Source organism: Micromonospora deserti (assembly GCF_003236335.1).
GTDB classification, from domain to species: Bacteria; Actinomycetota; Actinomycetes; order Mycobacteriales; family Micromonosporaceae; genus Micromonospora; species Micromonospora deserti.
In genome coordinates this window covers 1-12,529 of the sequence record NZ_POUB01000071.1, presented here as the reverse complement: position 1 = coordinate 12,529, position 12,529 = coordinate 1, and the positions used below count along the sequence as shown (strand labels likewise).

At 73.8% G+C, this 12,529-nt stretch carries 15 protein-coding genes; 9 read left to right on the top strand and 6 right to left on the bottom strand.

The genetic code is table 11. The features are described 5' to 3' along the window. Nucleotides 1–85 precede the first annotated feature (85 nt). Nucleotides 86–1,288 carry a glycosyltransferase gene (locus tag C1I99_RS12965; RefSeq protein WP_111134462.1) on the top strand — a complete coding sequence of 401 codons (1,203 nt, stop codon included), beginning with the start codon at nucleotides 86–88 and terminating at the stop codon, nucleotides 1,286–1,288. A gap of 49 nt (nucleotides 1,289–1,337) precedes the next feature. On the opposite strand, the gene C1I99_RS12960 is transcribed toward C1I99_RS12965, so the two are convergent. The 4 genes from C1I99_RS12960 to aroA all read right to left on the bottom strand — a co-directional run bounded on the left by C1I99_RS12960 (nucleotide 1,338) and on the right by aroA (nucleotide 5,512). Then, the gene (locus tag C1I99_RS12960) at nucleotides 1,338–2,201 is read right to left on the bottom strand and encodes a hypothetical protein (protein WP_111134461.1); all 864 of its coding nucleotides are present in this window, start codon (nucleotides 2,199–2,201) and stop codon (nucleotides 1,338–1,340) included. 59 nt (nucleotides 2,202–2,260) lie between these two features. Then, nucleotides 2,261–3,079 (bottom strand): histidinol-phosphatase, encoded by an 819-nt coding sequence (hisN, locus tag C1I99_RS12955; RefSeq protein ID WP_111134460.1) that lies wholly within the window; start codon nucleotides 3,077–3,079, stop codon nucleotides 2,261–2,263. 28 nt (nucleotides 3,080–3,107) lie between these two features. Then, nucleotides 3,108–4,091 carry a ribosome small subunit-dependent GTPase A gene (gene rsgA / locus C1I99_RS12950; RefSeq protein ID WP_233512485.1) on the bottom strand — a complete coding sequence of 328 codons (984 nt, stop codon included), beginning with the start codon at nucleotides 4,089–4,091 and terminating at the stop codon, nucleotides 3,108–3,110. Between the two features lie 119 nt (nucleotides 4,092–4,210). Continuing rightward, entirely contained in the window at nucleotides 4,211–5,512 is a 1,302-nt protein-coding gene (gene aroA / locus C1I99_RS12945) for a 3-phosphoshikimate 1-carboxyvinyltransferase (RefSeq protein WP_111134458.1), read from the bottom strand. A 101-nt stretch (nucleotides 5,513–5,613) separates the two neighbouring features. Here aroA and C1I99_RS12940 point away from each other — a divergent pair, with 101 nt between their 5' ends. The 5 genes from C1I99_RS12940 to rsrA all read left to right on the top strand — a co-directional run bounded on the left by C1I99_RS12940 (nucleotide 5,614) and on the right by rsrA (nucleotide 9,047). Beyond that, entirely contained in the window at nucleotides 5,614–6,324 is a 711-nt protein-coding gene (locus C1I99_RS12940; RefSeq protein WP_111134457.1) for an SOS response-associated peptidase, read from the top strand. A gap of 198 nt (nucleotides 6,325–6,522) precedes the next feature. Further along, nucleotides 6,523–6,915, top strand: coding sequence for a WhiB family transcriptional regulator (locus C1I99_RS12935; protein ID WP_111134456.1), 393 nt, complete (start codon nucleotides 6,523–6,525; stop codon nucleotides 6,913–6,915). 146 nt (nucleotides 6,916–7,061) lie between these two features. Beyond that, the gene (locus C1I99_RS12930; protein WP_111134455.1) at nucleotides 7,062–7,676 is read left to right on the top strand and encodes an alpha/beta hydrolase family protein; all 615 of its coding nucleotides are present in this window, start codon (nucleotides 7,062–7,064) and stop codon (nucleotides 7,674–7,676) included. A gap of 257 nt (nucleotides 7,677–7,933) precedes the next feature. Further along, a complete protein-coding gene (locus tag C1I99_RS12925; protein WP_111134454.1) occupies nucleotides 7,934–8,758 on the top strand; it encodes a sigma-70 family RNA polymerase sigma factor in 825 nt (274 codons plus the stop codon). Nucleotide 8,759: 1 nt separating this feature from the next. Next, entirely contained in the window at nucleotides 8,760–9,047 is a 288-nt protein-coding gene (gene rsrA / locus C1I99_RS12920; protein ID WP_111134453.1) for a mycothiol system anti-sigma-R factor, read from the top strand. Nucleotides 9,048–9,159: 112 nt separating this feature from the next. On the opposite strand, the gene C1I99_RS35195 is transcribed toward rsrA, so the two are convergent. Further along, on the bottom strand, nucleotides 9,160–9,234 hold the full coding sequence (locus C1I99_RS35195) for a 50S ribosomal protein bL37 (RefSeq protein ID WP_370461611.1): 75 nt from the start codon (nucleotides 9,232–9,234) through the stop codon (nucleotides 9,160–9,162). 266 nt (nucleotides 9,235–9,500) lie between these two features. Here C1I99_RS35195 and C1I99_RS12915 point away from each other — a divergent pair, with 266 nt between their 5' ends. Both C1I99_RS12915 and C1I99_RS12910 read left to right on the top strand, forming a co-directional pair. Continuing rightward, nucleotides 9,501–9,722 carry a biotin/lipoyl-binding carrier protein gene (locus tag C1I99_RS12915; RefSeq protein ID WP_199562101.1) on the top strand — a complete coding sequence of 74 codons (222 nt, stop codon included), beginning with the start codon at nucleotides 9,501–9,503 and terminating at the stop codon, nucleotides 9,720–9,722. Beyond that, nucleotides 9,719–10,228 (top strand): GNAT family N-acetyltransferase, encoded by a 510-nt coding sequence (locus C1I99_RS12910; protein ID WP_111134452.1) that lies wholly within the window; start codon nucleotides 9,719–9,721, stop codon nucleotides 10,226–10,228. The genes C1I99_RS12915 and C1I99_RS12910 overlap by 4 nt, the downstream gene beginning before the upstream one ends. A 12-nt stretch (nucleotides 10,229–10,240) precedes the next feature. Here C1I99_RS12910 and C1I99_RS12905 read toward each other — a convergent pair whose 3' ends face one another. Next, the gene (locus C1I99_RS12905) at nucleotides 10,241–10,822 is read right to left on the bottom strand and encodes a TetR/AcrR family transcriptional regulator (protein ID WP_111134451.1); all 582 of its coding nucleotides are present in this window, start codon (nucleotides 10,820–10,822) and stop codon (nucleotides 10,241–10,243) included. Between the two features lie 111 nt (nucleotides 10,823–10,933). Between C1I99_RS12905 and C1I99_RS12900 the strand changes: the two genes are divergently transcribed. Continuing rightward, nucleotides 10,934–12,520 carry an MDR family MFS transporter gene (locus tag C1I99_RS12900; RefSeq protein WP_111134450.1) on the top strand — a complete coding sequence of 529 codons (1,587 nt, stop codon included), beginning with the start codon at nucleotides 10,934–10,936 and terminating at the stop codon, nucleotides 12,518–12,520. The last annotated feature ends 9 nt before the right edge of the window (nucleotides 12,521–12,529 follow it).

Genomic DNA, 12,529 nt, shown 5'->3' with positions numbered 1-12,529 from the left:
GCCAGGTTTCGGCGCCGACGGCCCGGGTTAATGGGACCCTCTGACCGGGGAGACCACCGCTGAGATGATCGCATGGAGGTGACCCATGCGCGTCGGCCTCGTCTACGCGCACACCGGCCCGTCCAGGCACGCCGACGGTCCCACCATCGGCACCCACCAGCACATCGCCCGGGTCGCCGCCGAACTCGCCAGGCGAGGCCACGACGTCCGGGTCTACGAGCGCCGCGACGACCCGGCGCTGCCCGAGACCGCCAAAGTCGACGGGTACCGGCTGCGGCGGGCACCGGTCGGCCCCGCCGCGCCGCTGCCCACCGCCGAGCTGGTGCCATACGTGGCAGAGTTCGGGCGCTGGCTGGCCGACCGCTGGGCGGGGGACTGGACGCCCGACGTGGTGCACGGGCACTACTGGATCGGCGGGCTGGCCGCCGCGCACGCGGTCCGCGAGACCGACATCCCGGTGGTGCAGACCTTCCACTCCCTCGGCGTGGAGCAGCTGCGCCACCTGGGCCGGCAGTACGACGGGCCGGGGGAGCGGATCCCGCTGGAGCGGGCGCTGACCCGGGCGGTGGACATCGCGGTCGCCCAGTGCAACGACGAGGTCGACGAGCTGACCCGGATGGGGCTGCAACGCAGCTCGGTGGCGATGGTGCCGGCCGGGGTCGACACCGAGCAGTTCCACCCCGACGGCGAGGCCGCCCCCCGCGACCAGCGGGCCCGGATCCTCTCCGTGGGCGGCCTCTCCCCCGGGCACGGCCAGGACGACCTGATCCGGGCCATGCGGCTGGTCGGCGACGTCGAGCTGGTGATCGCCGGTGGTCCGCCGGGGGACCAGCTAACCAACCACGCCGAGGCCCGCCGGCTGCGCGAGCTCGCCGAGCACACCGGCGTGGCCGAGCAGGTGAAACTGGTGGGCGCGGTGCCGCATGACCAGATGGCGACCTGGTACCGCTCGGCGGACGTGGTCGCCTGCACCCCGCACTACTCCTCCGCCGGGCGGGTGTCGCTGGAGGCGATGGCCTGCGGCGTGCCGGTCGTCGGCTACGCCATGGGCGGCATCGCCGACGCGGTGGTCGACGAGGTCACCGGCCGGCTGGTGCCACCCGGCGACGTCCGCGCCCTGGGCGTGACGCTGCGCCGGCTGCTCGCCGACAACGCCGGGCGGTTCGCGTACGGGCACGCCGCGGTCGATCGGGTGCGGTGCAGCTACACCTGGGAACGCACGGCCGGCGCCCTGGAGCGGCTCTACGAACGGGTGGTTCGCCGCCGCAAGCCGGTCGAGGCGGCCTGACCGGGGCGGGGCCCCGCCGCCCGTGGCCCCGCCGCCCGTGGCCCCGCGGTCAGGCGGGGCGGCCGGGGGAGGCGACGCCGACCATCGCCCGGTCCGGTTCCCCGGCGACGGCGTGGTGGTGCTGCGGCTCGGCGTACCGGGTGAGGCCGATGACGGCGGCGAGGGTGACGAGGAACCCGACCGCGGCGAGCCACTCCCGGCCCGGCCAGACCTTGTCGTTGAGCAGCAGCAGGCCGACGATCGCCGCGGGTACCGCCCCGGCGGCGTCCATCGCGGCCACCGCCGCGGTGGTCGAGCCGCGCTGCATCGCCAGGCCGAGCAGCAACTGGCCGACGACCGAGTGCGCGATCAGCAGGTAGAGCAGCGGATGCCGGAGGAACGCCTCCGCGCTCGGCGCCGACGCCAGCGGCCGGGCCGCCACCGCCGCGGCGGAGAAGGCCAGGCCGGCCAGCGAGCCGAGCGCCACCGAACCCGGGGCGCCGTGCAGGCGTACCGCGAAGACGCCGAGCACCGCGATCCCGCCGAGCGCCACCAGCAGGGCGACCGTCCCGGCGGTGCCGAGCTGGCGCGACGGTGCCGGCCGGGCGGCGAGCACCAGTGCGGTGATCCCCGCGAAGAGCAGCGCCAGCAGTGCCACCTCGGCCTTCGGTAGTCGCCACTTGAGCAGCAGCACACCGAGGATGGCGGTGACCCCGAGGCCGGCCGCCACGCTGGCCTGCACCAGGAACAGCGGCAGGTCCCGGCGGGCCAGGAAGGCCAGCACGAACCCGGCCACCTGGCAGGTCAGCCCGACGAGGTAGGTGCGGTGCCCGGCCAGCCGCAGCAGCAGTCCCGGGTCGAAGGTGTGGTGCACGGTGGTGCGGGCGGCGGCGGCCGACTGGAGCAGGTTGGCGATGCCGTACGCGACGATCATCGACGCGAGGAAACACCAGCCGGAGGTAGACACCTGGCGAGGATAGAGGCTGCCGGAGGTCAGTGCTCGGCTGGCCGACCCAGCCGGGCGAGGATGTCGGCGTGCAGCGGGCCGTTGCTGGCCACCGCGCTGTTCTCGGTGCCCATGTCGCCGGCGGGCGCCGGCGCACCGGCCAGGTCGGTGAAGGTGCCGCCGGCCTCGGTGACGATCGGCACCAGCGCGGCGATGTCCCACAGCGACAGCTCCGGCTCCACCATCACGTCCAGCGCGCCCTCGGCCAGCAGCATGTAGCCGTAGAAGTCGCCGTACGCCCGGCTGCGCCAGCTGTCCCGCATGATGCCGAGCATCCCGTCCAGCCGGCCGGTGGCGATCCAGCCGTCCAGGGACGAGTAGCAGAAGCTGGCGTCGGCGAGCTCGGTCACCCCGGAGACCCGGATCGGGGTGCCGCCGGCGGCGTCCGGGCCGGCGTACGCCCCTCCGCCGCGCGCCGCCCACCAGCGGCGCCCGAGCGCCGGCGCGGAGACCAGCCCGGCGACCGGGTGGTCGCCCTCCAGCAACGCGATCAGCGTGGCCCACACCGGCACCCCCCGGATGAAGTTCTTGGTGCCGTCGATCGGGTCCACCACCCAGCGGCGGCCGCCCGGGCCGCTGGCCGGGGCCTCGCCGTACTCCTCGCCGAGCAGGCCGTCGGCCGGCCGGTGCTCGGCCAGCAGGGCCCGGATCTCCCGCTCCACGGCGGTGTCGGCGTCGGAGACCGGGGTGAGGTCGGGTTTGGCCTCGACCCGCAGGTCGAGCGCGCGGAACCGGGCCGTCGACACGGCGTCGGCGGCGTCGGCGAGCAGGTGGGCGAGGGCGAGGTCGTCGGCGTACCCGGTCATGCCGGAAACGGTAGCGACCGGCCCGGCGTCAGCGCGCCGACGGGTCGCCCGGGCCGCGCTGCTCGCCCTCCGCGCGCGGGTCGCCCTCACCGGCCCGCGAGGCCAGCAGCCGGCGGTACGAGGCGAGTCGGCGCGGGTCCGCCCGGCCGGCCGCCACCCAGGCGTCCAGCGCGCAGTCGGCCGCGTCGGCGGTGTGGGGGCAGTTGGCCGGGCAGTCCACCGTCGCCTCCACCAGATCGGGGAAGCCGTGCAGCAGGCTCTCGGCGGAGACGTGCGCCAACCCGAAACTGCGCACCCCCGGGGTGTCGATGATCCAGCCCGGGTCGTCGGCCGAGACGGTGACTGGCGGCAGCCGCAGCGCCACCGCGCTGCTGGAGGTGTGCCGCCCCCGGCCGATCGCGCTGACCGCCCCGACCGCCCGGGCGGCCTCCGGAACCAGGCGGTTGACCAGCGTCGACTTGCCCACCCCGGAGTGCCCGACCAGCACCGAGATTCGCCCGGCGAGCAGGCTGCGCAGCGCGTCGAGGTCGGAGTCGGGGCGGATCAGCACGTACGGCAGCTCCAGCTCCGCGTAGTAGTCGAGCACCTCCTCCGGGCCGGCCAGGTCGGCCTTGGTCAGGCAGAGCAGCGGCTCGATGCCGGCGTCGTACGCGGCCACCAGGCACCGGTCGATGAACCCGGTGCGCGGCGGCGGGTCGGCCAGCGCGCTGACGATCACCAGCTGGTCGGCGTTGGCGACCACCACCCGCTCCAGTCGCCCCTCGGCGGTGGTCGCGTCGTCCTCCGCGGTACGCCGCAGCACCGAGCTGCGCTCGGCGATCCGGACGATCCGGGCCAGCGCCCCGGCCGCGCCGGAGACGTCCCCGACCAGCCCGACCCGGTCGCCGACCACCACCGACTTGCGTCCCAGCTCACGGGCCCGCATGGCGGTCACCGTCGGGCCGTCCGGCCCGGCGTCCGGGAGCACGCAGGTGTACCGGCCCCGGTCGACGGCGATCACGAAGCCGTCCACCGCGTCGGCGTGCCGGGGCCGGGTCCGGGTACGCGGGCGCGAGGACTTCCCGGGCCGGACCCGTACGTCGTCCTCGTCGTACTCCCGCCGTCTGGTCGCCAGGACCGCCCTCCGTCGCCTCAGCTCTTACCGGTCACCATCGCCGACCATAGTGCCGGGAACTCGGGCATGGTCTTGGACGTACACGTCACGTCGCTGAGTTCCACACCCGGCACGGCCAGGCCGGCCACCGCGGCGGCGTGCGCCATCCGGTGGTCGTGGTAGGTCTCGAACACCCCGCCGCGCAGCGGGCGGGGCCGGATCTCCAGCCCGTCGGGCAACTCGGTGATGTCCGCGCCCAGCGCGGTGAACTCCCGGGCCAGCGCGGTCAACCGGTCGGTCTCGTGGCCCCGGATGTGGCCGATGCCGGTGAACCGGGACGGCGAGTCGGCGAGCATGGCGAGCGCCGCCAGCGCCGGGGTCAGCTCGCTGACGTCGGAGAGGTCGGCGTCCAGGCCGTGCACGGTGCCGGTGCCCCGGACGGTCAGCCCGGCGGTGGACAGGGTCACGTCGCCGCCCATCCGGTGCAGCAGCGAGCGGAGCTGCTCGACCGGCTGGGCACTGCTGCGCGGCCAGCCCTGCAGGGTCACCTCGCCGCCGGTGACCAGCGCGGCGGCGAAGAACGGTACCGCGCCGGAGAGGTCCGGCTCGATCTCCCAGCCGCGCCCGGTGAGCGGCCCCGGCTCGACCGCCCAGACGTCGGGCGTGGTGTCGTCGACCGCCGCACCGGCGGCCCGGAGCAGCTGCACGGTCATCCGCAGGTGCGGTGCGGAGGGCACCGGCGGGCCGACGTGCCGGACCACCACGCCCCGGTCGAAGCGCGGCGCGGCCAGCAGCAGCCCGGAGACGAGCTGGCTGGAGGCGGAGGCGTCGATCACCACCTCGCCGCCGGCGACCCGACCGGCGCCGAGCACGGTCAGCGGCAGGCTGCCGGTGGCCGGGGCGTCCACCCGTACCCCCAGGGAGCGCAGCGCACCGATCAGCGGGCCGAGCGGCCGGGTGCGGGCCTGCGGGTCGCCGTCGAAGGTGATCCGCCCGGCGGCCAGGCCGGCCACCGGCGGGACGAAGCGCATCACCGTGCCGGCCAGGCCGACGTCGACGTGGGCCGGCCCGACCAGCGGGTGCGGCCGGACCAGCCAGCGCTCCTCGTCGCTGGTCGACATGTACGCGCCCATCGCGCGCAGGGCGGCGGCCATCAGCTCGGTGTCCCGGGCGCGCAGCGGCGCGGCCAGCGTCGAGGGGCCGCTGGCCAGAGCGCTGAGCACCAGGGCGCGCGCGGTCAGCGACTTGGACCCGGGCAGGCGCAGCGTGGCCGTGACCGGGTCGGAGGCGGTCGGAGCGGTCCACGGCTGCGGCGGCCGGGTCGCAATCAGGTTCCCCACGGTTACATTCTGCCGCGTGCCGGAAGGGTGGCGCCGGCCGGCGGGCTGACTCCCGGTGAGCGGGACAGCCCGCGGGCGCGCGGCGCGTTAGCGTGTGCGGCATGTGCGGGAGGTACGCGACGACCCGGAGCGCCGGCGACCTGAGCGCGCTGTTCGAGTCGTACGACGACACGGGGGGCCGGCTCGGCCCCGACCACAACGTCGCCCCCACCGATCCGGTCCCGCTGGTGCGGGTCAGCCCGGAGGGTCACCGGGCGCTGTCGATGGGGCGCTGGGGGCTGGTGCCGCCCTGGTCCCGGTCACCGGCCGGCGCGGCCCGCATGATCAACGCGCGCGCGGAGACGGTGGCGTCCAGCCGGGCGTACGCCGGCGCGTTCGCCCGCCGGCGCTGCCTCGTCCCGGCCGACGGCTGGTACGAGTGGGTCCGCCGGTCCGGCGGTGGCAAGCAGGCGTACTACATGACCCCGCTGGACGGCTCGGTGCTCGCTTTCGCCGGCATCTGGTCGGTCTGGGACGGCCCGGACGGCCCGCTGCTGACCTGCAGCGTGCTCACCACGGCGGCCACCGGCGAGCTGGCCGAGGTGCACGAGCGGATGCCGCTGCTGCTGCCCCGGGAGCGCTGGGCCGCGTGGCTGGCGCCGACCGACGAGCCGGAGCGGCTGCTCGCGCCGCCCCCGCCGGGCTGGCTGGCCGGGCTGGAGATCCGCCCGGTGGGTCCGGCCGTCGGCGACGTCCGTAACGACGGGCCGCAGCTGACCGCCCGGGTGCCGCTGGCCCGTGGCACCGAGCCGGAGAAAATGACGCTCTTCTGACACATCGTCGGCGCATTGTCGGGTGTGATTTGCCAGTGTTGCGGGTGAAACGTCGCCCACTTGTTGAGCCATATTCGCCGTAGAGTCTTGTCCCGCTGTCCGGAAGTGCGATACAACACAGCGCCGGTGGTGGGTGGCGATTCGCAGGGGGCGAACGACGCTCGCCGATCTTGCCGGTCCCACGGGGGAGGTGGGTGGATGACACGGGCACGTATGCCCCGTCCGCACGAGGTCGCCGCCGCGCGACGAGATCCGCGACTGTTGCGGGCCTTGCGGGAGCGCCGACAGGACGAGGCCTGGCGGACCAGAGGAACCTGCCAGAGTGTCGACCCGGAGACGTTCTTTCCCGCGCCGAACGAGCCGGCCGACGCGGCCGTCTCGCTCTGCCGGAGCTGTGATGTGCAGGGCTCCTGCCTGGCCTGGGCGCTGGAGGTCGGCGACTGCCACGGGGTGTGGGGCGGCACCACTCCGCGGGAGCGGCGGGCCATGCTCGTCGCCTGGCGCGGCGAGGTGCGGCCCGACCCGGACGCCGCCGACGAGGTGGGCCCGCCGGTCCGCGACCGGCTGCTCACCCTGGTGCCGCTGAGCTGACCGCCGCGCGGCCCGGGTTCCGGGTCGGCCCACCCGGGTTTGCCGGGGCGTCCCCGGCAGAGGGCATTCCGCAACGCCGCACCGGGCGGTGACTATCCCGGCGGGTGTGCCGGTACGGCGGTTGTTCGGGGCCGCAGAATGGGCCCGTGCCGTGGAGCGACGACATCCCCACCCCGCGCGGTCCCGCCCGGGTCGACACCGACCTTCCGGCCGGTCCGCCGGCCGCCCTGCTGGTGCTCGGGCATGGCGCGGGCGGCGGCGTCGACGCCCCGGACCTGCTCGCGCTCCGCGACGCGGCGGTCGGCGCCGGTCTGGCGGTGGCCCGGGTGACGCAGCCCTACCGGGTCGCGGGTCGGCGTGCGCCGGCGCCGGCCGGGCAGCTCGACGAGGCGTGGACGGCGGTGCTGGCCGTGCTGCGGGAGCGGCATCCCGCCGTACCCCTGCTGGTCGGTGGGCGGTCCAGCGGCGCGCGGGTGGCCTGCCGCACCGCGGCGGCGGTCGGCGCCACCGGCGTGGTCGCGCTCGCGTTCCCGCTGCACCCGCCAGGGCGGCCGGAGCGGTCGCGGGCACCGGAACTGGCGACCGGCCTGCCGACCTTCGTGGTCAACGGCGACCGGGACCCGTTCGGAGTGCCGGAGGCGGGGCCGGGGACCCGTGTGGTGACCCGGCCGGGTGAGCGCCACGACCTGCGCCGTGATCCCGCCGGCACGGCCGCCGTGGTGCTCGGCTGGCTCCGCGACCAGGGCTGGGCGCACGCCTGACGCCGGGCGCACCCCTGACGGCCCGGAGCGGCGGCGGGCCGTTTCCGGCGGCGGCGGAGGGTCGTTGCATCGGTTGGTGCCGTATGCCCGGTTCGGGTGGCGGCACCTGGTCCTCCCAGGCCCTTCCTGGTCCCAGCGCCGGTGGTCACCGGTGCGGGGACCAGGAAAGGGGCCGGGACCGGGAGCCGGGCCGGAATGCTCCGCCCTTCGGTGTGCGTTACACCCCGCGGATGACAATTCAGGCGAGGGGGTGACCGGTGCCGACCGAGACACGGGCCCGGGAACGAGACGAGCGCGAAGCACGGCAGTTGCGACAGCTGCTGGGTGGGCCGGAGTGGCCTGCGGCGGTGCCGCCGGCCGGGGAAGCCGCGGTGAGCGCGAGCACACCCGCCGGAAGTGAATCTGCGGGCAGGTCGGTGCGCGTATCCTCGGCGGGAAAGCATCCGACGCGAGGGGATGTGCGGTTGACCACCGAGAAGACGGACGAGCGCAGGGCCCGCTTCGAGCGGGACGCGATGCCCTTCGTCGATCAGCTCTACGCTGCTGGGCTGCGGATGACCCGCAACCCGGCGGATGCCGAGGATCTGGTCCAGGAGACCTACCTGAAGGCGTACGCCGCCTTCCACCAGTTCGAGCAGGGCACCAACCTGAAGGCCTGGCTCTACCGGATCCTGACCAACACCTACATCAACTCCTACCGTCGCCGGCAGCGCCAGCCGATCCAGGCGCCGACCGAGGAGATCACCGACTGGCAGCTGGCCGAGGCGGAGTCGCACACCTCCAGCGGGCTGCGGTCGGCGGAGACCGAGGCGCTTGACCGGCTGCCCGACAGCGACGTCAAGGAGGCCCTCCAGCAGCTGCCGGAGGAGTTCCGCATGGCCGTCTACCTGACCGACGTCGAGGGCTTCTCCTACAAGGAGGTCGCCGACATCATGGGTACGCCGATCGGCACGGTGATGTCCCGGCTGCACCGCGGTCGACGTAATCTGCGCAAGCTGCTCGAGCGGTACGCGGCCGAGCGCGGGTTCAGCTCCGCGTCGTCGTCGAAGGGCTCGACCGCTGCCGCCGGCCGGGAGGTGTGACGTGAGCTGTGGAGATCCGCACGAGACGGACTGCCGTGAGGTGCTCGCCGAGGTCTACCTCTACCTGGATCTGGAGTGCGCCGAGGAGCGGCGCACGCTGATCCGACACCACCTGAACGAGTGCGGGCCGTGCCTGCGCGAGTACGGCATCGAGCAGGAGGTCAAGGCGTTGGTGGCGCGCTGCTGCGGCAACGAGACCGCGCCCGAGCAGCTGCGCGAGCGGCTCCGCGTCCGGCTGACCGAGCTGGTCGTCTTCGAGACCAGCGAGTCACGCGAACTGGCCGACTGACCGGCCGCGACGACACAAACCGGTGGCCCGGGTCGGTCTCGACCCGGGCCACCGGTGTGCCCGGCGACGGCCGGGACGGGCACTGACCGCACGGGCCGCGGCCCGCGCCGGTTCAGGAGTTGGGGCGCTTGCCGTGGTTGGCGGCGCTCTTCTTACGGGCCTTCTTCTTGCGGGCCTTCTTCGCCATGCTGACCTCCTCGTGATGGTCGGATCCGCCTGCGCACGACCTCGGCGCCGGGGCACGCGCCGGTCCGCCCGGCGCCGGGTCCGACCCGCTGATGCTAGTGCCGCCGGTACCCGCCGTCGTCTCCCGGGGCGACCGTACGCCGCGCCACCTGACACGCCGGGCCGGGCCGCCTGAAGTGGATCTTTCTTGTCCCCGACCGCTCCCCGCCCACCGCGGGCCGCCCGCATGATTGGATACGTCGGCAGGTAGTCGCGAGAGGGAGGGCCGTGGAGATGGCCGAGGAGATCCGCGCCGAGATGGTGGCGAACGTCTGGAAGGTCGTCGCGTCGGCCGGGGACACCGTGTCCGAGGGGGACACCCTGGTGATCCTGGAGTCGATGAAGATGGAGATCCCGGTCGTCGCCGAGTCCGACGGTGTCATCAGGCAGCTCGCGGTCAACGAGGGCGATGTCGTGCAGGACGGTGATCTGATCGCGGTGATCGATTGACCGGCCTGCTGGTCCGGCGGGCCGCCCCGACCGACTTCGCGGCGGTGGCCCGGCTGACGGTCGCCGCGTACGAGGCCGACGGTCAGCTCAAGGGCGAGCACGGGTACGGCGCCGTGCTCGCCGACGTGGCCGTCCGCACGGAGCACGGCGAGGTGCTGGTCGCCGTCGACGAGACCGGCGGCGACGTGCTCGGCGCGGTGACGTTCGTGCTCCCCGGCAGCCGGTACGCCGAGCTCTGCGGCCCCGGTGAGGCGGAGTTCCGGATGCTCGCCGTGGACCCGGCCGCCCAGGGGCGGGGCGCCGGCGAGGCCCTGGTGCGGGCGTGCGTCGCCCGCGCCACCGAGCTGGGCTGCTCGGCCGTGGTGATCTGCGTACGCGGCGGCTTCGCCCCCGCCGCGCAGCGGCTCTACGAGCGGCTGGGCTTCGTCCGGACGCCGGAGCGGGACTGGTCACCCCTGGCCGGGGTGGAACTGCTCGGCCTGCGGCTGGACCTCACCCGGGCCTGACCGTACGCCGGGTCACCCGCGGTCGACGTCGCCCTCTCCGATCGCGGCGAGCAGCTCGTCGGCCACCTCCAGCGCGATCCGCTTCCGTTCCGCGTCGGTGATGCCGGGGGTGCGGACCGCGAACCAGCTGCTGTGCACGGCGAAGAACGCGAGCGCTGCCCGCAGCTGGGCGCCGGGGGAGTCGTCGCCGCGGCAGAGTGTGTCGGCCAACCGCAGCATTCGCTCGCGCATCCGCTGCCCGGCGGCGAGGCTCTTCAGCACGGTCTGGTTCTGCTCGAAGAAGCGCATCACCGAGGGCTGCTCGCCGGCGAACATGGTGTCGGCGTACCGGCCGATGACGGCCCTACGGGTGTCGAGCGTGGCCGGCTGCGTCTCGGCCCAGGTGATGAGCTCGTCCATCCGTTCGAGGCGGTCCTCGACAAAGCTGGTGACGATCTCGTCCTTGCTCTTGAAGTGGTAGTAGAGCGCGGCCTTGGTCACGTTCAGCCGCTCGGCGATCTCGCGCAGCGAGGTCTTCTCGTACCCCTGCTCGGTGAAGAGCTCAAGCGCGACGGCCTTGATGCGCTCCCGCGTGCCGCCTGTGCTCTCCCTCACCCGTACCACCCAATTCGCTTGACGGTTCCCACCACCCAACTTACCGTACGGCTAGTAAGGCAACTAGCCGGGCGGCAAGTAAGTGCGGCACTTCTCGGGGGGAGCTTACCCATGACTCAGGCAGCCCAGGCTGCGGCGCGACCCAACGTGCGGGTCGTGCTCTTCGGCCTGATGATCGCCATGATGCTGGCGATGCTCGACAACATGATCGTCAGCACCGCGTTGCCCCGCATCGTGGATGAGTTCCGTGGGCTGGACCACTTCACCTGGGTGGTCACCGCGTACGTGCTCGGCACCACCGTCTCCACCCCTATCTGGGGCAAGCTCGGCGACCTCTACGGCCGCAAGTCGGTCTTCCTCACCTCCGTGGTGATCTTCCTGATCGGCTCCGCGCTCTGCGGCATGGCCGGCTCCGACCTGTTTGGCGGGCCGGGCGACGGCATGGCCGAGCTGATCGCCTTCCGGGCGGCCCAGGGGCTCGGCGCCGGTGGCCTGATGGTCGGCGTGATGGCGATCATCGGTGACCTGGTGCCGCCCCGGGAGCGGGGTCGCTACCAGGGCATGATCGCCGGCATCATGGCCATCGCCATGGTGGCCGGCCCGCTGGTCGGCGGCTTCATCACCGACCACCTCTCCTGGCGCTGGGCGTTCTACGTCAACCTGCCGCTGGGCGGGGTGGCGCTGGTGCTGCTGGTCGCCACCCTGCACCTGCCGAAGCACCGTACCGAGCACCGGATCGACTGGCTCGGCGCCGCGTTGCTCGCGGTCGGCATCACCGCGATCGTGCTGATCACCACGTGGGGCGGCAACGAGTACGACTGGGCCTCCCCGCAGATCCTCGGCCTCGCCGGGCTCGCGCTGGTCACGTTGGTGGCCTTCGGTTTCGTCGAGCGGCGGGCCGCCGAGCCGATCCTGCCGCTGCGGCTCTTCGCCAACCGCAACTTCGCGCTGATCTCGGTGATCGGCTTCCTGCTCGGCTTCGCGATGTTCGGCGCGATGAACTTCCTGCCGCTCTACCAGCAGACCGTGCAAGGCGCCTCGGCCACCAACTCCGGCCTGCTGCTGCTCCCGCTGATGTTCGGCATGCTGGTGGTCTCGCTGGTGGTGGGCCGGGCGATCACGAAGACCGGACGCTACCGCGCGTACCCAATCGTCGGCGGCGTGATGATGACCCTCGGGATGGCCCTGCTGACCCTGCTGGACGTCGGCACCAGCCGGATCCAGTCCTCGCTCTACATGGTCGTGCTCGGCGTCGGCATGGGCTTCCTCATGCAGACCTCGATGCTGATCGCACAGAACAGCGTCACGCAGAAGGACCTCGGTGCGGCGAGCGGCGCGGCCACCTTCTTCCGCTCGATCGGCGGCTCGTTCGGCATCTCGCTGTTCGGGGCGATCTTCGCCAACCGGCTGGCCGACTCGCCGGCCGGCGGCTCGTTCGGCGGCGGGAGCGGCGAGGCCGGGGCCGGGATGGACCTGACGAAGCTCCGGGAGCTGCCGGCGCAGGCCCGGGAACTCGTGCTCGGCGGGTTCGCCGATGCGATCTCGCACGTCTTCTGGTGGGCGGTGCTGTTCACCGTCGCCGTGCCGGTGCTCGCCTGGTTCATCAGGGAGATCCCGCTGCGCACCGCCAACGACGCCCCGCCGGCCACCCCGGAGGAGCAGGCCGAGACCGCCCTCGGGAAGGCCCCGGTCGCCTGACGCCCCCGC